The following is a 22,593-nucleotide window of genomic DNA, read 5'->3' on the forward strand; positions in this document are numbered from 1 at the left end:
CCGGAAAATGAAGAAGTCCCGATGATCCAAATGACCGACATCCGGGAATGGCGCACCTGCGCCGTCCTCGATTCCGGCGGACACAAGATCGGCACGCTGGAGTCGGTCCACGTCGACACCAGCACCGACGAACCCGCCATGGCCACCGTGCGGATCGGCCTGCCCACCCGGCACCGCCTGGCCTTCGTCCCCCTGGAGGGTGCGACCTCGGGGCCCGGCTACGTGCGGGTCGCCCACGACAGGTCGCGGGTCAAGCACAGTCCCGCGATCGGCACCGACGACGTTCTGCCCGCCGAGGACGAGGAGGCCGTCTTCCGGCACTACGGCCTGCACTACGAACCCGGCGCCGGCGGCGAGCGCCAGCTCGCCCGCCGCTGAGCGCCCGGACCCCCGGTTCAGGCAGGTACACGGCGACTGCCACGCGATACGCCACTCGGTCTCGGGATCGCTGACCACGCACTGCGGCAAGTGCTGCCCGCCTCCGCCATTCTCGCCACGGCAGATCGAGGACCTCGGCCGTATACTCGGCGCTCCTACGCAGCCCCACGAATTGATGCGATGGCGCCTTCGCTTGTACTGCGGCCACGTCGTGGAGGAGTACTCGCACTGCACGCACAAGATGCTTCACGCGGCGTTCACAGGTTCCACGTCGTGCCCTGAGTGCGGCCTCGATCCGGCGACAATCGTGGACGGTGAGGCCATAGGTCTCGTGGAGGAGCCACCTGGTGCAAGAAAGCGGGAGCATGCCGCGTTGCCTCCCCGGCGCACCGGGGCCCGCAAGCCCACGAGGGCTGAGCTGGAGGCGAAGGTTCGCGAGTTGGAGGCGGAGATCGAGCGGCTTCGCGGTTCGTAGGAAGCGGCGACACGATCTCGCCGCCGACCGCGAGTCCGGGGCTCCCGACTCGGGTCAGATGGTTTCGGCATGACAGACGTGCGGCACGCGTGACCCATTTGAGTACGCACGGTAGCCATACGGGCACGGCGCTCACGCAGGCGGCCGGCGTCCGGCCGATCCGCTCGGGGCCTTCCTGCATGGCCTTCTCACCATGGAGCCGCTCTTCGCGCCGGGCGGGTTGCGAGTCATCGACACTACGACGGGCACCACCCTGCTGCCCGGCTGCTGCAGCGGGATCGAGGACTGGCGCGAATGGTGGAGCCTCCTCGACGGCCATGCCTCGAGCGGCTTCCTCGGACACGATCCCGATCCATGCGGTGAACTTCACGGCGACATAGTCCGCATGATCGTCGACGCCGAGGGCGATGACAGGCCGATGATCGAGTTGCCCACCGCCGACCCGCGGCGTCTGTTGGCCGGCGTGGAACGCGACCTGATCGCCTTGCACCGACTGGCCGCTTCATGGGCCGAGCGGTACGTTCCCGACCGCGCCGCCCCGCTCGCCCGCGCACTGGACGTTCCGCCCGAAGGCTCGCAACGGGTCTCCTGAACGTCCTGGTGCTCTGGGACTCGGCACCAGTACTCCGCCAAGCGCAGAAACCACAAAGTGGGGCAGATGTGAACCTGTCCCACTTTGTCGTGAAGTGTCCGAGGACGGATCAAGTCCGTCCTCCCAAATCCGCTACCCCCTACGCGCCGCCCTACCGTTCTCTGCGGCGCCATAACGCCGCAGGATGTGGGGCGTCAGATCTCCAGGTTGAAGTCTGCCTGGCTCCTTAGAGGATAGCCGTCACGTTCGTTGTGACGACTTATCAATGGGGAAAACTGCTCCACTCGCCGTCTCTCGCACTGCCAGGTTGATGCCCTGTGAAGACCTGTGGACTGTCGGTAAGCCTCAGATCGTTGTGGGCAGTAAATAGGGCATGTATCAGTTGATCAGATCGTCGCCGTCACCACTGCAAAAGTAAATCGTGTCGAGGTAAGTGAGCTTTTCCTGAAGCACGTATCCGACCATCTCCATTTTGGCATGGTCGTCACTGGTTACTGTGCCGTAGTAGCGATAGGGCAACGTTGGGTGGCCTGTCGAGTCGTCGCGGCGGAATATATCTCCGGCAACAATCGCGCCGATTGGCTTCTTCGTCGAATCGACAATGTTGCCATCCCTGTGGACTCGATACCGGCGACGTCGAACTGGGCCCGTAGAAGATATGCCGTGTGCATGAGCAGCGCCAGGTTCCCCTGGGAGGTTTGCCTGCGAGGCGGGTGGCGCCAGTTGTGGCCTCGTCTGCCCATGCAGGTGCAGGGCGTCCTTCTTGAGGGCACGGGGCGCGCTACTTGCGAACTGGATAATCCACTCCAGAGCGTCAAGAGGGATTATTCGCGGATTATTCCTGCACTGGTAGGCCGACCACGACGTCCTTGATATCGACCTCATCTCCTCGGAGGTTTGCGTCTCTTTTTCCAGGCCCCTCGAAGTGAGTCCCGTGGTGGCGATCAACTCTCTGACCGTGTCAGCTAATTTGTCTTCGATGGAGAGATGGACCTCGCTGCCTTCGCTCTCTCTGTGGTCGCTGGACACCATCACTCGCATCCTCCATCTGTCAATTGGTTGAGGCGTTGGCGCCTGTATGTGGACACCAATGTGGACAGGCTGGGACACCCCCCCCAGGTCAGAGGCTTCTTTGTCCTGTCTGTGTCCCGCCGTTGCGGGACAGCCGTGTGGACGAGTTTGATCTGGTTGCAAGCGGTCAGCGCTCGAACTTCCAGCTACTTTGACGTTCGCCCGTAATCGCACGTTCTCATACTCCCGGGCCGTCTCCTGGCCTGGCAAGCCACTGCTCCGGGAGCCCGCTATCCATCTGCCGTGAAGACTGGGGATCCCTCATGCTCCAAGAACACCAGATCTGGACGCTGCCCATGGCCGAGTCTGCCTTCATTCTAGCGGCGGCCATCTACCTCGCTATTCGCGCACGCCGGCGTCAGGGTAGAGAATCTCAAGATGCAACACGCTGCTCTCTCCGCGCGCTCCGTCCGACGTGGAAATGGCAGGTCGCTCTCGCCGTCGTAGTGGCGGTCGGTGGGCTGGCCTGGATGTTGATCACTGCTCCCGAGTATGCGCCCGTCATCGGCGCGATCGCGGCTGTGGTCGGTGCAGTCGCCACAGTGGGCATCCTTTTGATCACTCTCCACAGAGACAGTTGAGCAGCAGGGCCCTGGCAGCGTTGAGCTCACTGCGGGTTCGACGCTGCCATTCCGACCAGTAAATTCGCGGCGGGGCCGAGTTTCAGCGGGTGGTCAGGCCCGCATGACGGCGTCGTGGTCCTGTTCAAGGCCATGGCCGAACGGCGATAAGCCGGCGGGCCCGGACCTCGTCGATCCATTGCGGCAAGTGCTGGCCGGACAGGCCCGGCAACCATCCCCTATCCGCCTCCTGGCTTTTAAACACGCACGGTAGCCACGCGGGGCACGGCGCTTAGGCAGACGGGCCAGAGCCAAAAGTGCACTCGGCTGGGGAGGGGTGCGAAGCGGCTATGGAGGTCGGAGAGGCGAACGATAACGCTCGGGCCACGTGACCTTTACCTGCAGCCCTGCTCGTGCCGCTCGGCGGGTGAGCCGCGGGAATATGTCCGCGCGGAAAATGTGAGGTGCCGCCAGGGGATCTGAGGCAGACTTCAAGAGTGATTGAGATGCAGCCGGTCTTGGAGGTCTATCAGCCAAAGGGCTTCACGCTCTGGCCGGTCGCGTGGTCGGAGCCGTTCAGCTACCTGCCGCTGAGCGGCACACTCCTTCCGGTCGAGGTCGGCGCGGCGGTGATGGGGATCGCCGCAGCTAACGACATCGATCCCGAGGACGATCGTCCGCAGCGTCCAGCCGATCCGCTCGATGCCTTTCTGCATGGCCTTCTCACCATGGAGCCGCTCTTCGCGCCCGGCGGGTTGCGAGTCGTCGACACGGCGGTGGGCACCACCCTGCTGCCCGGCTGCTGTAGCGGGATCGAGGACTGGCGCGAATGGTGGAGCGTCGTCGACGGCCATGCCTCGAGCGGCTTCCTCGGACACGATCCCGATCCATGCGGTGAACGTCATGGCGACGTAGTCCGGATGATCGTCGATGTCGAGCGCGATGACAGTCCGATGATCGAGTTGCCCACCGCCGACCTGCGGAGTCTGCTGGCCGGTGTGGAACGCGACCTGATCGCCTTCCACCGCCTGGCCGCTGCGTGGGCCGAGCGGTACGTTCCCGACCGCGCCGCCCCGCTCGCCGCCGCCCTCGCCCGCGCACTGGACGTTCCGCCCGAAGGCTCGCAACGGGTCTCCTGAACGTCCTGGTGCTCTGGGACTCGGCACCAGTACTCCGCCAAGCGCAGAAACCACAAAGTGGGACAGATGTGAACCTGTCCCACTTTGTCGTGAAGTGTCCGAGGGGGGACTTGAACCCCCATGCCCCGTAAAGGGCACTAGCACCTCAAGCTAGCGCGTCTGCCTATTCCGCCACCCGGACCCGGTCGCAGGCCGCAGCGCGGCTGCGGCGGGCTTCACTGTACCAAAGGAGACGAGTCGCGGCGAAGTCGATCGTCAGGGCACCATGGGACCGAACGCGAGGACAGGAGGTGATCACTGTGGTTCGGCAGCCGACCGCTGAGGACGAGGTCGTCCGGCTCTGCCAGGAGCTCATCCGGATCGACACCAGCAACCCCGGCGATCATTCGGGGCCGGGGGAGCGGGTCGCGGCGGAGTACGTCGCGGAGAAGCTGGAGGAGGTCGGGCTGGAGACGCGGATCTTCGAGTCGCATCCCGGCCGGGCGAGTCTCGTGGCGCGCATCGAGGGGGAGGACCCGGGGCGGGACGCGCTGCTCCTGCACGGGCATCTGGACGTGGTGCCGGCCCGCAAGGAGGACTGGACGCGGGATCCGTTCGGGGGTGAGATCGCGGACGGGTGCGTCTGGGGCCGCGGGGCCGTGGACATGAAGGACATGGACGCGATGATCCTGGCGGTGGTGCGGCAGCGGCTGCGGGAGGGGCGCAAGCCTCCGCGGGACGTCGTGCTCGCCTTCCTGGCCGATGAGGAGGCCGGGGGCAAGTGGGGTGCGCAGTGGCTCGTCCAGGAGCATCCGGAGCTGTTCGAGGGGTGCACCGAGGCCGTGGGGGAGGTCGGCGGGTTCAGCCTGACGGTGCCCGGGGACCGGCGGATGTACCTCATCGAGACGGCGGAGAAGGGCATCGCGTGGATGAACCTGACCGCCGGGGGGACGGCGGGGCACGGGTCCATGGTGCATCCGGACAACGCGGTGACCGCGCTGGCGGGTGCGGTGGCGCGGCTGGGGTCGCACGAGTTTCCGGTGCGGCTGACGAAGTCGGTGCGGGCGTTCCTGGAACGGGCGTGCATGGCTTACGGGGTGGAATTCGATCCGGAACGTCCCGAAAAGTGCCTGGACGAGATCGGGCCGCTGGCACGAATGATCGGGGCGACGCTCCGGAACACGCTCAATCCGACGCGACTGGACGCGGGATACAAGACGAATGTGATTCCGCAGAGCGCGACCGCTCAGGTGGACGGGCGATTCCTTCCCGGACATGAGGCGGAGTTCTTCGCGGTCGTGGACGAGCTTCTCGGTCCGGACGTCCAGCGCGATTTCGTCCACCACGACCAGGCGCTCGAGACGGACTACGAGGGGGCGCTCGTCGCGGCCATGGAGGCCGCGCTGATCTCGGAGGACGCCGGTGCGCTGCCGGTGCCGTACTGCCTGAGCGGCGGGACGGACGCCAAGTCGTTCGCGCGGCTGGGAATGCGCTGCTTCGGCTTCGCGCCCCTTAAACTGCCCCCAGAGTTGGACTTTTCCGGAATGTTCCATGGGGTCGACGAGCGCGTTCCGGTGGACGGGCTGCGGTTCGGCGTCAGGGTCCTCGACAAATTCCTTGATCGCTCCTGAATTTGCCATCGCCAATGCGCTCCGTGGTGCTACCGTTACTTTTCGTTGAGGGCGGTCTGGTCGCAACGGGAGTTGTTCGGTGGCAGGTGACGCGGCGCGGGTGCGGACGGTCTTCGTCCGGCTGCGTCGCGTCGCCGCCGGACGGGCCGTCCAGCGGCTGCTCGTCCTCGGCGGGCTGCTGATCGCGGGCTGGCTCCTCGGCTGCGCGGCGCAGTCCGCGTCCGCGCAGGCCGCGGAGCTCCCGCCGCCGGCGGCCGTCTTCGCGAAGGCCCCGGTGCTCGGGCAGACCGTCGCGACCGTCCATGAGCGCGGCGAACCGGTGCGCCAGGTGGTCGTGCGGACGGTCGCGGAGAAGGCGCCGCAAACGGTGGTGCACACGGCATCGCCGCAGATTGAGGGCGTTGTGGGCGTGTCGCCCGCGACTCGGCGACCGGACGTGGCGTCCAAGCCCGCGCGAGCCCCGGCGCCGAAGGTGCACGAGCAGTTCCATGACCGCGGCGTCCCCGGCGTTGCCGAACGCGCGTCGGTCGGTCACCTGACCCGGCACGCTTTCAAGGACCCGTCGATGCCCGCCCCCGCGCGGCATGGCGATCATTCGGCCGCCGGTGGCCTCGTCGTCAACGGCGCTACCGCCGGGTTCCCGAACACCGTGGCCTGGGACCCCGTCCCGCCACGCGCGTCGATCGCGCGCGCTTCCGGTGCGTTGCCCCCGGCCGTCCGCACCGCCGCGGACGAGCCGACCTTCGCGCCCGACTAATCCCTGATCACAGGCTCCGGACGCGTGCCCGTGCGGCTCGGGCGCGCCGGTCCGGTCACTCGCCGTGCCCTCGGCGCGGCAGGTCACCCCCCATGAGACCCACGGGACACGTGCGTCTCCACCCATCCCCCGAACGGAGCATCATGCGAACGCGGGCAAAAGGCATATCTCGTGCCGCGGTGCTCGCCGCGGGCTTTGTGGCCCTCGGCGTCACCGCCATCCCGTCCAACGCCTCCGCCGACGTCACGCACGGCGACGGCGGCGTCCTGAGCGGCAACCAGATCTCCGCGCCGATCTCCGCGCCGGTCAACGTGTGCGGCAACGCCGCGGCCGCCGCCGGCGTGTCGGCGGCGAGCTGCGACGGGCGGACGCTCGTCGAGGGCTCCCACGGCTCCGGCGCGCAGACGTCCGGTGACCACGGCGCCGGCACCGGCAACCAGGCGAACGCGCCGATCCAGGCCCCCGCCGAAGCCTGCGGCAACGCCGCCGCGGTCGCCGGCCTCGCGTCCGGCCTGTGCGACGACGGCGACGGCTACTCCCCGTACTCGCGGACGACCGGAACCCAGGTCCCGCTGCCCCACACGACCTCCCCCGCCCTTCCCAACGTGGCGTCCGACCCCCACATCCTCCCCAAGACGAACGGCGTCACCCCCGCAGGCGACCTGACCCAGATCGACGGCCTGCGCAATCTGCTGTTGGTGCCGTCCGCGAATCACCGTCGGGTGCCGGGTGGCTTGCCGGGCATGGACGGCGTGCTCGCGAAGAATGCCCTGCCCAAGGTGGGCGGCGTGTCTTCGGTGGGGGGACTGGGCAAGGAGGCGGGGCTGCACACGGTGCTGGCGCGGCCGGTTGTGGGCGACCGGCGGGTGCGCGGTGGTCTGCCCGTTACGGACGGTGTGCTCGGGAAGAACGCGCTGTCCAAGGTGGACGCGGCGTCCACCGTCGGTGACCTCGAAGCGCCGGTGGCGGACGGGCACCGCGCGCGGGGTGGGCTGCCGGACGCGAGCCCCGGAAACGGGCCGCGCGGTGGCGTGACGTGGGTGCAGGGGCTCTCCAAGGGAGTCGGTGCCGGGAAGCCCGACGGGCTCAAGGTCACGTGGCTGCCCAAGGTCCGCAACGGCGTGCCGGCCATGGACGGTCTCGTCGCCAAGAACGCTCGGCCGCAGGTGGGCGGGGCGGGGTCCGGGCTTGACGTGCGGGGGCCGGCCAGGGCCGTGGGGCGGCAGGTCGCTGCGGTCACCGGGGAGATCGGGCCGGTGCGGAATGTCGCGGCGACGGACACGCTCGACGACGAGGCCGGGTCGATGTGGGCGCTCGTGGCGAGCGGCTTCCTCGGTGTCGTGGCCGGGGCGCTGGCGCTGGCGCGCCGGATCAGGCTGGGCGGCGGACGCCGCTAACAGCCTCTGCGGCCGCCGCTAACGGCCGCCGCGGACGCCGCTGACAAGCGCCGCGGGCGCCGCACAGATCTTCGCCCGTCCCGGAGGCGCGGTCCGGGGCGGGCGAAGCCATACGTTCGGGCAACAGTACGTCAACGTAGTGCTACGCTCCGCCGGGAACGGTCAGAACGTGCGGACCGCACGGATGACCTTGCGGCGAAGTTGAATACGGCGGCGGCCGTCCGGGTAGAGGCGCAACCGATCGATTTCCCAGCCGCCGCGTTCGGCGTGCTCGGTGAGGATCTGCCGGGCCGCGTCACGCGTCGTGCCGCGCGGCAGTGACAGGACGAGGTAGGTGTACTCCGCCATCGCGACCATTATTACTGGTCTACCGTGCGTACGGCACCGTACCGTGGCGGGCCGGTCCGCGCGGTGTGCGGCGGCATGTCATCCTGTCGGGGGCGTGGGACGGTGAGAATCCCGTCCCCCGGAGGGGCGGCACGATGGTCGGGGAGCGCGTGGGTATGAACGCGTCCTCCTGCGGCGTTGTACGAAGCCCGTAAGAAAGAGTCTGTGCAGAGACCAAGACAGCGAGGTTGGAGCGACTGTGCCAGCCAAGAACGGCACCGCGAAGGGCAACGGCGCGGGGACGCGCCTGGTGATCGTCGAGTCGCCTGCGAAGGCGAAGACGATCGCGGGGTACCTCGGCCGGGGCTACATCGTGGAGTCCAGTATCGGCCATATCCGGGATCTTCCCGGGAGCGCCTCGGAGGTGCCGGCCAAGTACAAGGGCGAGCCGTGGGCGAAGCTCGGCGTGAACGTCGAGCGCGAGTTCGAGCCGCTGTACGTGGTCAACACCGACAAGCGGCAGCAGGTGCAGAAGCTGAAGAAGCTGCTCGCCGAGGCCGACGAGCTCTACCTCGCGACGGACGAGGACCGGGAGGGCGAGGCGATCGCCTGGCACCTCCAGGAGGTGCTGAAGCCGAAGGTCCCCGTGCACCGGATGGTCTTCAACGAGATCACCAAGGACGCGATCCAGCGCGCCGCGGCGAATCCGCGCGAGCTGAACATGCCGCTGGTGAACGCGCAGGAGACGCGCCGCGTCCTGGACCGCCTCTACGGGTACGAGGTCAGCCCCGTCCTGTGGAAGAAGGTCATGCCGAAGCTGTCGGCGGGCCGGGTGCAGTCGGTGGCGACCCGGCTGGTCGTCGAGCGGGAGCGGGAGCGGATCGCGTTCGTCCCCGCCCACTACTGGGACATCGCGGGCCAGTTCGACACCGGTAGGGACGAGGAGCCGAAGGTCTTCAAGGCCGGGCTCGTCAGCGTGGACGGCAAGCGCGTCGCGCAGGGCCGCGACTTCGCGTCCGACGGCACCCTGAAGACCAGGGACGCGCTGCACCTGGACGAGTCGGCCGCGCGCGCGCTGGCCGATCGGCTCCGCGACCGGCCGTACGAGGTCAAGTCCGTCGAGCGCAAGCCGTACACGCGCAAGCCGTACCCCCCGTTCCGGACGACGACGCTCCAGCAGGAGGCCAGCCGCAAGCTGAGCTACTCCGCGAAGTACACGATGTCGGTCGCCCAGAAGCTGTACGAGAACGGCTTCATCACCTACATGCGAACCGACTCGATCACGCTGTCGGAGACGGCGATCACGGCGGCGCGCAGGCAGGCGGCGTCGCTGTTCGGCGCCGAGTACGTGCCGGACAAGCCGCGCGTCTACGCGTCCAAGGTCAAGAACGCGCAGGAGGCGCACGAGGCGATCCGCCCGGCGGGCGACACGTTCCGGACGCCGGCCGAGACCGGGTTGAAGGGCGACCAGTTCCGGCTGTACGAGCTGATCTGGAAGCGGACGATCGCGTCGCAGATGAAGGACGCGGTGGGCCAGTCGGTGTCGATCCGGGTGACCGGCCTGTCGACGGGGAACGAGCGGGCCGAGTTCGGCGCGACCGGTAAGACGATCACGTTCTACGGGTTCCTGAAGGCGTACGTCGAGAGCGCCGACGACCCGTCCACCGACCGGGACGACCAGGAGCGGCGGCTGCCGAACCTGGCGGAGGGCGACGCGCTGACCGCGAACGCGGTGGACGCCGAGGGCCACTCGACCCGCCCGCCGGCCCGCTACACCGAGGCCAGCCTGGTCAAGGAGCTGGAGGAGCGGGAGATCGGGCGTCCGTCGACGTACGCCTCGATCATCGGGACGATCCTGGCCCGCGAGTACGTGTTCAAGAAGGGCACGGCGCTCGTCCCGTCGTTCCTGGCGTTCGCGGTGACGAACCTGCTGGAGCAGCACTTCGGCAACCTGGTCGACTACGACTTCACCGCGCACATGGAGGACGGGCTCGACGAGATCGCGCGCGGCGACGCCGAGCGCGTCCCGTGGCTGAACCGGTTCTACTTCGGCGACAACGGCGAGGAGGGCCTGCGGGAGCTGGTCGGCGACATCGGCGACATCGACGCCAAGGGCATCAGCTCGTTCCCGATCAAGGGCACCGACATCATGGTCCGGGTCGGACGGTACGGCTCGTACCTCGACCGGGACGGCGAGCGCGTCAACATCCCCGACGACATCGCGCCGGACGAGCTGACCGCCGAGAAGGCGGAGGAGCTGTTCGCGCAGCCGTCCGGTGACCGCGAGCTGGGCACCGACCCTGCGACCGGCCACACGATCGTCGCGAAGTCGGGGCGGTTCGGCCCGTACGTGACGGAGATCCTGCCCGAGGCGGCCCCGCCGGCGGAGGGCAAGAAGCGGACGAAGAAGGCGGACGCCGGCAAGCCGCGCACCGGCTCGCTCTTCAAGTCGATGTCGCTCGACACGATCACGCTCGACGACGCGCTGAAGCTGCTGTCGCTGCCGCGCACGCTCGGTGAGCTGGACGGCGAGCCCGTGACCGCGCAGAACGGCCGGTTCGGCCCCTACATCAAGCGGGGGACCGACAGCCGCTCGCTCGGCTCGGAGGAGGACCTGTTCACCGTCACGATCGAGCAGGCGAAGGAGCTGTTCGCGCAGCCCAAGCAGCGCGGTCGCCGCGCCGCGGCGGCGGCGCCGCTGCGCGAGCTGGGCAAGGACCCGGCGAGCGAGCAGCCGGTCGTGGTGAAGGAGGGCCGGTTCGGCCCGTACGTCACCGACGGCGAGACGAACGCGAGCCTGCGCAAGGGCGACGAGGTCGAGTCGATCACGATCCAGCGGGCCGCGGAGCTGCTCGCGGAGCGGCGGGAGAAGGTGGCCGCGGGCGGTGGCAAGAAGAAGACGACGCCCCGGCGCCGAACCTCCGCAAAGTCCGGCTCCTAGGGACATCTACGCCGATACCCTGACCGACATGACCAGAACGGGCGCACCCCGGCCGCACCCCGCCGCAGCACTGCCGCCGGGCGTTTCGTCACCCTCGTTGAGCGGGTCGTTCCGGCGGCTCCGGACGGCGCTGTCGTTCGCGGGCCTCGCGCAGTGGCTCAGTGTCCCCGCACTGACCGCCATGGCCGCGATGCTGACCCGCGACGACGACGCGGCGGCGCGGGCGCAGGCCCTCGGCGGCACGCTGGTGCTGATGCTGCTGCCGGTGCTGCTGCTCGCACCGCTCGCGGGCCTGCTCGCGGCCCGCGTCGACCGCCGGCTCATGCTGATGATCGCGGACGTGCTGCGGCTGGTGATCGTCGTGACGGTGCCGCTCGTGGGCCTGCTCGCGTGGACGCTCGCCGCCGCGTTCCTCGTCTCGTTCGTGAGCCTGCTGTGGGTGGCGGCGGCGCGCGCGTCCCTGTCGGCCCTGGCGCCGGACGAGGAGGCCCGTGCCGCCCGCACCGCGACCCGCGCCGTCTACGGGCCGGCCCCGGTCGCGGCGGTGCTGTTCGCCGTCCTCGCCCTCGTCGCGGACGGGACGCTCGGCCGCGGCTCCCGCGCCGACCTCGCCCTCTACGTGACGGCCGGGATCTTCCTCGTCTCGACCACCGCCATCGCCATGATCCGGGAGATTCCGGCCACCGGGACGGCCGCGCTCCCCGCCCCGCTCAAGCTGCTCTTCCAGGGCCCGGGGACGGCCGCCGCGCGCGGTCTCGGCCTCGCGATCGCCGGGGCGTCCCTGACGGCGGGCGCGGTCGTCGCCGTCGCCCGCGTCCACACGGCCGCGCTGGGCGGGGGAGACGCGGGCTACGGCGCCGTGCTCGCCGGGCTGGCGTTCGGGCTCGGCTTCGGGGTGTTCCTCGGGCCGCGCGTCCTCGTCCCGTTCAGCCGCCGCCGGCTCCTCGGCCTCGCCGTGATCGCCGCCGCGCTCGCGCTGGTGGTGCTCGCCCTCGTCCACAACCTCGTGGTCGTCGTGTTCATGACGGCGTTCCTCGGGGTGTTCGCCGGGGCGTCCTGGTCGACGGCGAGGGCCGCGGTGACCGACCCCGACGCGCCGGAGGACGCCCGCCCGGCCGCCTACCTGCGCTCGGTCGCGCTCGTCACCGCGGTGGTCGCCTTCATCGCCGTCCCGCTGATCGCGGGGGCGCTCGGCCCGCACCGGATCGAGCTGGGCGACGGCGTCTACGACTTCGAGGGTTCCAGCGCCGGGCTGCTGATCGCCGCCGCCGTCGCCCTGGTCTGCGGCCTGCCGGGCTACCGGCGGCTGGACGACCGGCGCGGCGTCCCGCTGGTCCCCGACCTGCGCGCCGCCCTGCGCGGCGAGGTCTACACGCGGCCGGAGGCGGCCGCCGCCGCGCCCCAGCAGGCCCACCGGGAGCGCGGCGTGTTCATCGCGTTCGAGGGCGGGGAGGGCGCGGGCAAGACCACCCAGGCGCGGCTCGCGGCGATCTGGCTCCGCGACCACGGCTACGACGTGATCACCACGCACGAGCCGGGCGCCACCAAGATCGGGATGCGGCTGCGCGCGATGCTGCTCGACCGCGACACGACCGGCCTGTCCGACCGCGCCGAGACGCTGCTGTACGCGGCCGACCGCGCCGACCACATCGCCAACGTGATCAGGCCGGCGATGGACCGCGGCGCGATCGTCGTCAGCGACCGGTACGTCGACTCGTCCCTCGCCTACCAGGGGTTCGGGCGGCAGCAGCCGGTCGAGGACATCGCCCGCGTCAACGCCTGGGCGACCGGCGGCCTCGTCCCGGACCTGACCGTCCTGCTGGAGATCCCGCCGCAGGCGGGCCTGCGGCGGCTGCCCGCCCCGGCCGACCGCATGGAGTCCGAGCCGCAGGAGTTCCACGAGCGCGTCCGCGCGGGGTTCCGCGCCCTCGCCGAGGCCGACCCCGGCCGGTACCTGGTCCTGGACGCGAGCCGCCCGCAGGGCGAGCTGAGCAGGGAGATCCAGTACCGCATCCGCGAGATCCTCCCCGACCCCGTCCCGGCCGGCACGGAGGACGCCACGAGCACCTTCCCGGCCATCCGCGACTTCTGATCCGGTTAGCCTCTATCGCATGAGCGTGTGGGACGACCTGGTCGGGCAGGAGCCCGTTGTCGCGCAACTGTCGTCGGCCGCCGAGGGGACGGGCGGCCTCGCGCACGCGTGGCTGTTCACCGGGCCTCCCGGCGCGGGCCGCGTCACGGCGGCGCGGGCGTTCGCGGCGGCGCTGCAGTGCGAGGAGACGCCGCGCGGCTGCGGCCACTGCGCGTCCTGCCACCAGGTCCTCCAGGGGACGCACGCCGACGTGGAGGTCGTCCGCCCGGAGGGCCTGTCGTACTCGGTGAAGGAGGCCCGCGCGCTGGTGCTGCGGGCGTCGTCGTCCCCGACCGGGGGACGCCGGCAGATCGTGCTGTTCGAGGACGCGGACCGGGCCACCGAGGCGGCGGCGAACGCGCTGCTGAAGGCCATCGAGGAGCCCCCGGCCCGGACGGTGTGGCTGCTGTGCACGCCGTCCCCGGACGACCTCCTGGTGACGATCAGGTCGCGCTGCCGCCTCGTCACGCTGCGGACGCCGCCGATCGACGCGGTCGCCGACGTCCTCGCCCTGCGCGACGGCGTGGACCGGGAGACCGCGGACGTCGCGGCGCGGGCCGCGCAGGGGCACATCAGCCGGGCGCGGCGGCTGGCGACCGACCCGGACGCGCGGCGGCGGCGCGCCGACGTGCTCGCGGTGCCGCGCCGGCTGACGGCGGTGAGCCCGGCCGTGGCGGCGGCGGAGTCGCTGGTCGCGGCGGCGAAGGCGGAGGCGAGGACGCAGACGGAGGAGCTGAACGAGTCGGAGACGGCGGCGCTGCGGCAGGCCCTCGGCGAGAGCGCCAAGGGCCGGATGCCGCGGGGCACGGCCGGGGTGCTCAAGGAGCTGGAGGCCCGGCAGAAGTCCCGCGCCACCCGGATCGAGCGCGACGCCCTCGACCGCACGCTGCTCGACCTCGCGTCCTACTACCGCGACGTGCTGACCCTCCAGCTCGGGGCGGGCTCCGACCTCGTCAACACCGACCTGGGCGCGGAGCTGCGGACGGCGGCGCGGAGCGGGCGTCCCGAGGACACCCTCAAGCGGCTGGACGCGATCATGGCGTGCCGGGAGCGGCTGGACGCGAACGTCAACCCGCTGCTGGCCGTCGAGGCGCTCACGCTGGCGCTGCGCACCGGCTGACGAGCCGGCGGGCGCGGCCTTACAAGAGATCTACCTAATCGTTATATGACCGTTCGCAACTCTCAACAGCCGCACGCGTACCTTCAGCTGGCTCATGCCCCAATCCAGGGCTAGCTCCCCCCACGGCCAGGAGGTCAGCTTTGCGGCGAGCCTTGATTTCCGCCGCGTGCGCCGTCGCCACCATGGCGGCGCTCGCGGTGCCCGCGTCAGCGGAACCGAGACAAGCGCAGGCGAAGGGCGAGGTGTCGGAGTACGTGGTCCTGTACAAGGAGCACGCGTCCCCCGGCTCGGCCCACCAGGCGGTCCGCGCGGCCGGCGGCGAGATCGTCCACGAGAACCGTGACGTGGGCGTCGCGACCGTCCGTTCGGACAACCCCGAGTTCATCCACGCGGTGATGAGGCAGCGGGCGCTGGAGGGCGTCGCGCACAACCGGATCATCGGTGAGGCGCCGAAGACGAAGAAGAAGGCCGCGAAGGTCGAGCGGATGACCGGCACCGCGAACAAGGTGTCGCTCAAGGGCGTCCCGTCCAAGGACGAGGAGCCCCTCGCCGACCTCCAGTGGGACATGAAGCAGATCCACGCGACGGCGGACGGCTCGTACAAGAAGGAGCCGGGCGACAAGCGCGTGCTGGTCGGCATCCTCGACACCGGCGTGGACGGCGACCACCCCGACATCAAGCCGAACTTCAACCGCAAGCTCAGCCGCAACTTCACCCACGACATCCCGACGGACGCCAACGGCGCCGAGGTCGACGGCCCGTGCGAGTTCGCGTCGTGCGTCGACCCCAACGACTGGGACGACAACGACCACGGCACGCACGTCGCGTCCACGATCGCCTCGCCCCGCAACGGGCTCGGCATGGCGGGCGTCGCGCCGAACGTGTCGCTCGTCAACCTGCGCGTCGGCCAGGACTCCGGCTACTTCTTCCTCCAGCCGACCGTGGACGGCCTCACCTACGCCGCCAAGAACGGCATCGACGTCGTCAACATGTCGTACTACGTGGACCCGTGGCTCTGGAACTGCGGCGACAACCCGGCCGACAGCCCCGAGGACCAGCTGGAGCAGCGCACGATCATCAAGGCGGCGCAGCGCGCGCTCGACTTCGCGCACGACCGCGGCGTCACGCTGATCTCCGCGGCCGGCAACGACCTCGTCGACTACACCAAGACGAACGAGGACGCCAGCAGCCCCGACTTCCCGTCCACGCCGGGCGAGGAGCCGCACGACCGGACGGTCCCGGCGAGCTGCGTGTCGATGCCGTCCGAGGGCGAGCACGTCATCCCGGTCTCGGCGACCGGCCCGTCCACCCGGAAGTCCTACTACAGCAGCTTCGGCAACGGCTACGTCGCGGTCGCGGCGCCGGGCGGCGACAAGGTCGACAACGCCGCCCAGCGTCCGGACGACAAGGGCGGCATCTGGGCGGCCTACCCCGAGCGGCTCGCGAAGGCCCGCGGCGAGCTGAACGCGGACGGCACGCCGAACGTGCCGTACCTGATCCGCAGCTGCAAGGGCGACGACTGCGCGTACTACCAGTCGATCCAGGGCACCTCGATGGCCTCGCCGCACGCCGTCGGCGTCGCCGCGCTCATCATCAGCAAGTACGGGCAGCGGGACCGCCGGCAGGGCGGAATCACCCTCAGCCCGAACTTCGTGGAGCGCGTGCTGCGCGGCACGGCGACCGCCAAGGAATGCCCGAGCCCCCGGACCTTCGAGTACGTCTGGTACACGTCGGCGGGCAAGCAGACCTCGACGCAGACCTGTGAGGGTTCCAAGGAGCAGAACGGCTTCTTCGGGAACGGCATCGTGGACGCGCTGAACGCCGTCGGCCACCGCTGATCCCGCCGCTCGACCCACCCCAGGACGCGACCCCCGGCCCCCGGCCGGGGGTCGTGTTCTGTCCCATGGGGACGAGTGACGAGTGCCGCGCCGGGCGTGGACACCGTCATCGTTGAAGGGCGTCTGGCTCGGGCATGATGGGGCCATGCCGTACCGCGTCACGTTCGTCTGCACGGGCAACATCTGCCGCTCGCCGATTGCCGAATGGGTGCTGCGCCACCACGTCGAGGAGGAGGGGCTGGACGTCGAGGCCGACAGCTCCGGCACCGGCGGCTGGCACGTGGGCGACGGCGCCGACGAGCGGACGGTCGCGACGCTGCGGCGGGCCGGCTACCGGTCGGCGCACGTCGCGCGGCAGTTCGAGGAGGGCTGGTTCGGCCGCTACGACCTGATCCTCGCGCTGGACGAGGGGCACCTGCGGGCGCTGCGCTCGATGGCGCCGGACGAGGAGGCGCGCGGCAAGGTCAGGCTGCTGCGCGAGTTCGACCCGGACGCGGGCGGCGACCTCGACGTCCCCGACCCGTACTACGGCGGGCGCGCCGACTTCGACCTCGTCCTCGAACAGGTGGAGGCGGCGATGCCGGGCCTCCTGGAGGAGATCCGCGCCGGGCTCAAGGAGGGCTGAGTGCGCGCCCGGCTGGCGGACCTCCTCGGCGCCGGGGTCGAGCGCGTGCGCGATCTCGGGTCCAGTCATGCGTGGACGCTGCACAGGGCGTCGCTGGACGACGGCCGCGAGGTGTTCGTGAAGGCGGCGTCCGGCCAGGCCGGGGTGTTCGCCGCCGAGGCCGCGGGGCTGCGGTGGCTGGGCGAGGCGGGGCCGAGGACGCCCGTCCCGGACGTCCTCGCCGCCGACGACCGCATGCTCGTCCTGCCGTGGCTGCCGTCCGCGCCGCCGTCCCGGGAGGCCGCCGAGCGCTTCGGCCGCGAGCTGGCCGCCCTGCACACCGGGAACCGTCCGGACGCCTACGGCGCGCCCTGGGACGGCTTCATCGCCGACCTCCCGCTCGACAACACGCTCGACGGACGCGACTGGCCGCGCTGGTACGCCGAACGCCGCCTCGAACCGTTCCTGCGCCTGGCGGCGCGGCATCTGCCGTCCGGCGACGTCCGGCTCGTCGAGCGCGTCATGGCGGACGCCGGGGAGCTGGCCGGGCCGCCCGAGCCGCCGAGCCGGATCCACGGCGACCTGTGGTCGGGCAACGTCCAGTGGACGGGCGGGCGGGCGATCCTCATCGACCCCGCCGCCCACGGCGGGCACCGGGAAACGGACCTCGCCATGATGGCCCTCTTCGGGACGCCGCACCTCGAAACGGTCCTGGCGTCCTACGACGGGGCCGCGCCCCTCGCGGACGGCTGGCGGTCGCGCGTCCCGCTGCACCAGCTGCATCCTCTTCTCGTGCACGTGGCGCTGTTCGGCGCCTCGTACCGGGCGCGCCTGGCCGACGCGGCCCGCGCCGCCCTCGGCTGAGCAAACCGACAACTCCCTGTAACGATCTGCCGCGACCCTCTACGCTCCGTGGTGATATGCCCGGCCGGGGGACGGCGGGAAGGCCCGCTGCGACGCTTGCGACTCGGCTTCGATGTGGTAACTCCCGCTTTCTGGGTTTTTGTAGCGATGCAGATGAGATAGAAACGACGCGGTAACCCGCGAGCGGAGAGGCAGGTGCGAGGCGACCTCATGGACGACGGCAGGCGCGAGGACCCGGGGACACGGCTGGGCTCATGGAAGAGCCTGATCCCGCTCAGCGCGGCCGCGGCCGCGGCGCTGTTCGTCGGCGGGAGCGTGGACGTGGTGCACCGCCACCAGCGCGCCGCGGAGAAGGAGCACGAGGCCAAGCCGGCCGCGAAGGCCGAGCGGACCGACCCGCGGTTCGTCGTCGGGATCAGCGCCGCGGGGACGGCGCTGCTCGTCCGCGACGTCCACACCGGCGCCGGCGCCGGGCTGCCGATCGCCCCGCCGCAGGGCCGCCGCTTCCACCGCGTCGCCGCCGCGAAGGACGGCTCGTTCGTCGTCGCGTCCTACGGCGACCGCAAGGTCACCTTCCAGCGCCTCCACCTGGGCGAGGACGGGCGCCCGCAGGACCTGAAGGACATCCCGAAGGCCGTCGTCCCCGGCGTCTCCACCATCTGGTCGGACATCGCCGTCGTGGGCGACAACCTCGCCTACGTCACCTACAAGGGCAAGCGCGGCCGCGTGGACGTCGTCTCCCTCACCGACGGCACCCGCAAGACGTGGGCGACCAAGGCTCCAGGGCGCGTCGGCAGCCTCTCCTGGTCCGGCGCAACGCTCTCCTTCGTCTGGACGCCGGTCGGCTCGGCCAAGCACCAGCTCCGCACCATCGACACCAGCGGCGCGGCCGGTGACCTCAAGCTCAGCAAGGCCGCCATGACCCTGCCCAAGGGGAGCACCAACGCCGTCCTGACGCGTGACGGCAAGACGGTCGTCGCGGGCATACTCGCCAAGTCGCAGTTGACCGTCCAGACCTTCACCCTCACCGGCAAGCCCGCGAAGGTCCTGTGGCGCCAGAAGGTGACGGGCCCCCTGACCGGCCTCGACGCCGCCCACAGCGGCGGAGCCGTCATGGCGACCGCGGGCGACCTGTATACGAACGGCGTCCCGGCCATCCCCGGAAAGGACCTCGCCGACGCGGCCTGGTGACGCACACGTCCGGACGGCTAACGTGGGGCGCACGAAACCGGGCGAACGGAGCGAAACCGTGGGCATGGTGATGGCCGTCAGCTTCACCCGTTACGGCCGGCTCTACTATCTCGACCCGGGTCCGCACACCCCGAAGGTCGGCGACAAGGTCCTCGTCCCCACCGACTCGGGCACCGAGGTCGCCGAGTGCGTGTGGGCGCCCCAGTGGGTCTCCGAGGACGTCGACGGCCTGCCCGCGTGCGCCGGCCCCGCCACCGACGAGCACCTCGCCCGCGACGAGGCCAACCGCCGCCGCCGCGCCGAGGGCCGCTCCATCGCCAAGCGCCTCATCCGCAAGCACGAGCTCCCCATGAAGGTCATCGGCGTCGACTACCTCGACGCCGACAACGTCTTCAAGATCTACTTCACGGCCCCGCACCGCGTCGACTTCCGCGCCCTCGTCCGCGACCTGGCCCGCGGCATCAAGGCCCGCGTCGAACTCCGCCAGGTCGGCCCCCGCGACGAGGCCCGCCTCCAGGGCGGCATCGGCCCCTGCGGCCGCGACCTGTGCTGCGCCACCTTCCTCAAGGACTTCGAACCCGTCTCCGTCCGCATGGCGAAGGAACAGGACCTCCCCGTCAACCCGCTCCGCATCGCCGGCGCCTGCGGCCGCCTGATGTGCTGCCTCAAGTACGAGCACCCGCTCTACATGGAGTTCAAGGAGAAGGCCCCGCGCCTGGGCTCGCGCGTCTCCACCCCCGAGGGCGAGGGCCAGGTGATCGGCTACAACGTCCCCGGCGACCGCGTGACGGTCAAGGTGGGCTCCCGCCGCTGCTCCTGCCCCTCCGCCTCCGTCTGCTCCCCCCGCCAACAACACGACGCCCTCTACAACCCCGAGGAGGAGTGAGCCCGGTTCGTCAGGGGCGGATGGCGGTGAGTTTTTTGGCGTTGCGGACGGCGGCGGTGAGGTCGGTGATGTCGTAGGCGCCGAGGTGGCGGCGGCCGTTGACGAAGAAGGTGGGGGTGCCGGAGACGTCGCTCAGGTCGGCGGAGTCGACGTCCTCGGCGACGCGGTCGGCGCCCAGGCCGGCCCGGATGTCGGCGCGGAAGCGGTCGACGTCCAGGCCCAGTTCGGTGGCGTAGCGGACGAGGTCGCGGGGCTCCAGCGCGTCCTGGCGGTCGAGGAGCAGGTCGTGCATCTCCCAGAAGGCGCCCTGCTCGGCGGCGGCCTCGGACGCCTGCGCCGCGAGCTGGGCCTGCGGGTGGACGTCGGTGAGGGGCAGGTGCCGCCACACGTACCGGACGTCGCCGTGCCCGGCGAGGAGTTCCCGGATGACGGGTTCGGCCTGGCCGCAGTACGGGCATTCGAAGTCGCCGTACTCGACGACGGTGACCGGGGCGCGGGCCGGGCCGCGGATGTGGTCGCGGTCGGGGTCGACCGGCGCGGCCAGGTCGATGATGCTCTCCGCCGTCCCGAGGAGGGCGCGCAGCCGCGTCGTGGGCGGCAGCAGCCTGGTCGCGCGGACGACGACCCAGGTGACGACCGTGGCGCAGAGCGCGGCGGACAGGATGCCGATCTTCGCCTCTTCGAGCCGCGGCCCGGTGAAGGTGAGGGTCGCGATCAGCAGCGCCACGGTGAAGCCGATGCCGGCGATGGTGCCGCCGCCGCCGACCGCGGCCCAGCCGACCGGCGGGTTCAGGCGGCCCCGGCTGAGCCGCGTGACCAGGTACGAGCAGCCGAGGATGCCGATCGGCTTCCCGACGACGTAGCCGACCAGGATGCCCAGCGTGACGGGGGAGGTGAACGCGCGGCCGAGGAAGCCGCCGCTGATGGCGACCCCGGCGTTGGCGAGCGCGAACAGCGGGACGATCACGTAGCTCGTCCACGGGTGGATCAGCAGCTGGAGCCGCTCGTTCGGCGAGATCGCCGCGGCCACGCCGGTCTGCGCGGAGCGCGCGTACTCCGGCGTCGGCTGCTCCCGGAACAGCCGGAACACCTCCGTGGCGCGTTCCAGGTCGGTGCGCGCGGCCGGATGCGCGTAGGTCAGCAGCCCCATGGCCAGCCCGATGACCACGGGCTCCACGCCGGACGACTCCAGCGCCGCCCACGTCACCACGCCCAGCAGGACGTAGACGGCGAACTGCCGGATGCCGGCGGCGCGGATCAGGACGATCACCGCGAAGATGCCGAGGGCGGTGAGCAGCATGCGCGGGTGCACGTTCTCGCTGTAGAAGATCCCGATCACCGCGAGCGCGACGACGTCGTCCACGACGGTGGCGGTGAGCAGGTAGGCGCGGAGCCGTCCCGGGAAGCCCCGGCCGACGAGTGTGAGCACGCCGAGCGCGAACGCCGTGTCCGTCGACATCGCGATGCCCCAGCCGTGCGCGGTCGGCTGCCCCGCGTTCACGGCCAGGTAGATGGCGACCGGCACGATCATCCCGCCGATGCCCGCGGCGAGCGGCAGCGCGAGGCGGCGCCGGTCGCGCAGTTCGCCCATGTCGAACTCGCGGCGCGCCTCCAGCCCCACCACGAAGAAGAACACGGTCATCAGGCCGCCGTTGACCCAGTCGCGCAGGTCCTGGGTGATGTCCGCGCCGCCGAAGCGGACGGACGCCTGCGTCCCCCAGAGCCGCTCGTACGAGGACGCGTCCGCGTTCGCCCAGGCGAGCGCGGCGAGCGTCGCGGCCAGCAGGAACACGGCGCCGCCCGTCTCGGTGCGCATGAACTCCCGCAGCGGCGTCCGCAGGCTCCGCGCCCACGCGGTCCGGCCGCCGAACGGTCCGGCCGCGTCCCCCCGATCGTCCGTCATCGCCGGATCCTCACGTCTCCCACCTGGGCATCGTCGTGATCTTGTTGAAGGCCGCCGCCAACCTTGTCACGTTCGTCCTCTTGCCGGGAGGCCGGTTTCTACGCACCATTCCGGAGAGTCACCGTCCTGGGCTCCCACAGGAGGTCGTCCGATGCGCCGCACCCTCACCGTGATCGCGACCCTGGCCGCCGCCGTCCTGGCCGCCGTCGCTCCCGCCGCGTCCGCGGCGGCCGCCCCGCCGAGCGGCGAGGGCGGGCAGCCGGTCTACGCGCCCGGCGCCCGCTGCACCCTCGGCTTCAACGTGCGCCAGAACGGCGCCTACTACTTCCTCACCGCGGGCGGCTGCGCGAAGGCGGGGCTGACCCTGTACGCCGATCCGGCGCTGACCGTCGAACTCGGGACGGTCGTCGCGGTCACGAACGTCGCCGTGGGCCTCGTCCGGTACGTCGAGCCGCAGGTGGAGCGGCCCGGCAGCGTGCGCCTCTACCCCGGGTCGCAGGACATCACGTCGGCGGGCAACCCGGTCGTCGGGCAGCGGGTGTGCCGCAGCGGCCCCGCCACCGGCGTCCGGTGCGGCACCGTGACGGCGGTCAACGTCACCGTCCACTTCCCCGAGGGGACGATCACCGGCCTGGCCCGGACGACCATCTGCCCCGAGCCCGGCGACACTCCGGGTGCGCCGTACTTCTCGGGCACCACCGCGGTCGGCCTGGGCATCGGCGGCACGGGCGACTGCGCGAGCGGCGGATCGTCGTTCTTCCAGCCGGTCAACCCGGTCCTGTCGGCCTTCGGCGTCTCCGTGTACTGAC

The 22,593-nt window shown here is 70.8% G+C and carries 18 protein-coding genes and 1 tRNA gene; 15 read left to right on the forward strand and 4 right to left on the reverse strand.

The window, feature by feature from the left end; all coding sequences use genetic code 11:
* Positions 1–21 precede the first annotated feature (21 nt).
* The gene (locus ACA511_RS19035) at positions 22–378 is read left to right on the forward strand and encodes a PRC-barrel domain-containing protein (RefSeq protein ID WP_375025726.1); all 357 of its coding nucleotides are present in this window, start codon (positions 22–24) and stop codon (positions 376–378) included.
* 668 nt (positions 379–1,046) lie between these two features.
* Positions 1,047–1,445 (forward strand): hypothetical protein, encoded by a 399-nt coding sequence (locus tag ACA511_RS19040; RefSeq protein WP_375025727.1) that lies wholly within the window; start codon positions 1,047–1,049, stop codon positions 1,443–1,445.
* A 378-nt stretch (positions 1,446–1,823) separates the two neighbouring features.
* On the opposite strand, the gene ACA511_RS19045 is transcribed toward ACA511_RS19040, so the two are convergent.
* Positions 1,824–2,477, reverse strand: coding sequence for a hypothetical protein (locus ACA511_RS19045; protein WP_375025728.1), 654 nt, complete (start codon positions 2,475–2,477; stop codon positions 1,824–1,826).
* A 1,105-nt stretch (positions 2,478–3,582) separates the two neighbouring features.
* Here ACA511_RS19045 and ACA511_RS19050 point away from each other — a divergent pair.
* Complete coding sequence (locus ACA511_RS19050; RefSeq protein WP_375026283.1) at positions 3,583–4,215, forward strand: hypothetical protein; 633 nt, start codon at positions 3,583–3,585, stop codon at positions 4,213–4,215.
* Positions 4,216–4,310: 95 nt separating this feature from the next.
* Here ACA511_RS19050 and ACA511_RS19055 read toward each other — a convergent pair.
* A tRNA-Leu gene (locus ACA511_RS19055) sits at positions 4,311–4,396 on the reverse strand.
* A gap of 109 nt (positions 4,397–4,505) precedes the next feature.
* On the opposite strand from ACA511_RS19055, the gene ACA511_RS19060 reads away from it, so the two are divergent.
* From ACA511_RS19060 to ACA511_RS19070, 3 genes are all read left to right on the forward strand, one after another.
* Positions 4,506–5,825 (forward strand): M20/M25/M40 family metallo-hydrolase, encoded by a 1,320-nt coding sequence (locus ACA511_RS19060; protein WP_375025729.1) that lies wholly within the window; start codon positions 4,506–4,508, stop codon positions 5,823–5,825.
* Between the two features lie 79 nt (positions 5,826–5,904).
* Positions 5,905–6,582, forward strand: coding sequence for a hypothetical protein (locus ACA511_RS19065; protein WP_375025731.1), 678 nt, complete (start codon positions 5,905–5,907; stop codon positions 6,580–6,582).
* Between the two features lie 143 nt (positions 6,583–6,725).
* Positions 6,726–7,979, forward strand: coding sequence for a chaplin family protein (locus ACA511_RS19070; protein ID WP_375025732.1), 1,254 nt, complete (start codon positions 6,726–6,728; stop codon positions 7,977–7,979).
* 162 nt (positions 7,980–8,141) lie between these two features.
* On the opposite strand, the gene ACA511_RS19075 is transcribed toward ACA511_RS19070, so the two are convergent.
* Entirely contained in the window at positions 8,142–8,327 is a 186-nt protein-coding gene (locus ACA511_RS19075; protein ID WP_067792576.1) for a DUF5703 family protein, read from the reverse strand.
* A gap of 238 nt (positions 8,328–8,565) precedes the next feature.
* On the opposite strand from ACA511_RS19075, the gene topA reads away from it, so the two are divergent.
* The 8 genes from topA (at position 8,566) to ACA511_RS19115 (ending at position 19,881) form a co-directional block, all read left to right on the forward strand.
* Positions 8,566–11,247: a type I DNA topoisomerase gene (gene topA / locus ACA511_RS19080; RefSeq protein WP_375025733.1), complete on the forward strand. Its 2,682-nt coding sequence runs from the start codon at positions 8,566–8,568 to the stop codon at positions 11,245–11,247.
* Between the two features lie 97 nt (positions 11,248–11,344).
* Entirely contained in the window at positions 11,345–13,339 is a 1,995-nt protein-coding gene (tmk, locus tag ACA511_RS19085; RefSeq protein WP_375025734.1) for a dTMP kinase, read from the forward strand.
* 19 nt (positions 13,340–13,358) lie between these two features.
* Positions 13,359–14,498: a DNA polymerase III subunit delta' gene (locus tag ACA511_RS19090; protein ID WP_375025736.1), complete on the forward strand. Its 1,140-nt coding sequence runs from the start codon at positions 13,359–13,361 to the stop codon at positions 14,496–14,498.
* Positions 14,499–14,638: 140 nt separating this feature from the next.
* The gene (locus ACA511_RS19095) at positions 14,639–16,336 is read left to right on the forward strand and encodes a S8 family serine peptidase (RefSeq protein ID WP_375025737.1); all 1,698 of its coding nucleotides are present in this window, start codon (positions 14,639–14,641) and stop codon (positions 16,334–16,336) included.
* A 145-nt stretch (positions 16,337–16,481) separates the two neighbouring features.
* Positions 16,482–16,961 (forward strand): low molecular weight protein-tyrosine-phosphatase, encoded by a 480-nt coding sequence (locus tag ACA511_RS19100; RefSeq protein WP_375025738.1) that lies wholly within the window; start codon positions 16,482–16,484, stop codon positions 16,959–16,961.
* A complete protein-coding gene (locus ACA511_RS19105; protein WP_375025739.1) occupies positions 16,962–17,804 on the forward strand; it encodes a fructosamine kinase family protein in 843 nt (280 codons plus the stop codon).
* A gap of 195 nt (positions 17,805–17,999) precedes the next feature.
* Positions 18,000–18,995, forward strand: a complete 996-nt coding sequence (locus tag ACA511_RS19110) for a hypothetical protein (protein WP_375025740.1) — start codon at positions 18,000–18,002, stop codon at positions 18,993–18,995.
* 64 nt (positions 18,996–19,059) lie between these two features.
* Positions 19,060–19,881, forward strand: coding sequence for a stage 0 sporulation family protein (locus ACA511_RS19115; protein ID WP_375026284.1), 822 nt, complete (start codon positions 19,060–19,062; stop codon positions 19,879–19,881).
* 10 nt (positions 19,882–19,891) lie between these two features.
* Here ACA511_RS19115 and nhaA read toward each other — a convergent pair whose 3' ends face one another.
* Positions 19,892–21,784: a Na+/H+ antiporter NhaA gene (gene nhaA, locus ACA511_RS19120; protein WP_375025741.1), complete on the reverse strand. Its 1,893-nt coding sequence runs from the start codon at positions 21,782–21,784 to the stop codon at positions 19,892–19,894.
* A 151-nt stretch (positions 21,785–21,935) separates the two neighbouring features.
* Here nhaA and ACA511_RS19125 point away from each other — a divergent pair, with 151 nt between their 5' ends.
* Positions 21,936–22,592: a S1 family peptidase gene (locus ACA511_RS19125; RefSeq protein WP_375025742.1), complete on the forward strand. Its 657-nt coding sequence runs from the start codon at positions 21,936–21,938 to the stop codon at positions 22,590–22,592.
* Position 22,593 lies beyond the last annotated feature (1 nt).

Source organism: Actinomadura sp. GTD37, assembly GCF_041951365.1.
GTDB lineage: Bacteria > Actinomycetota > Actinomycetes > Streptosporangiales > Streptosporangiaceae > Spirillospora.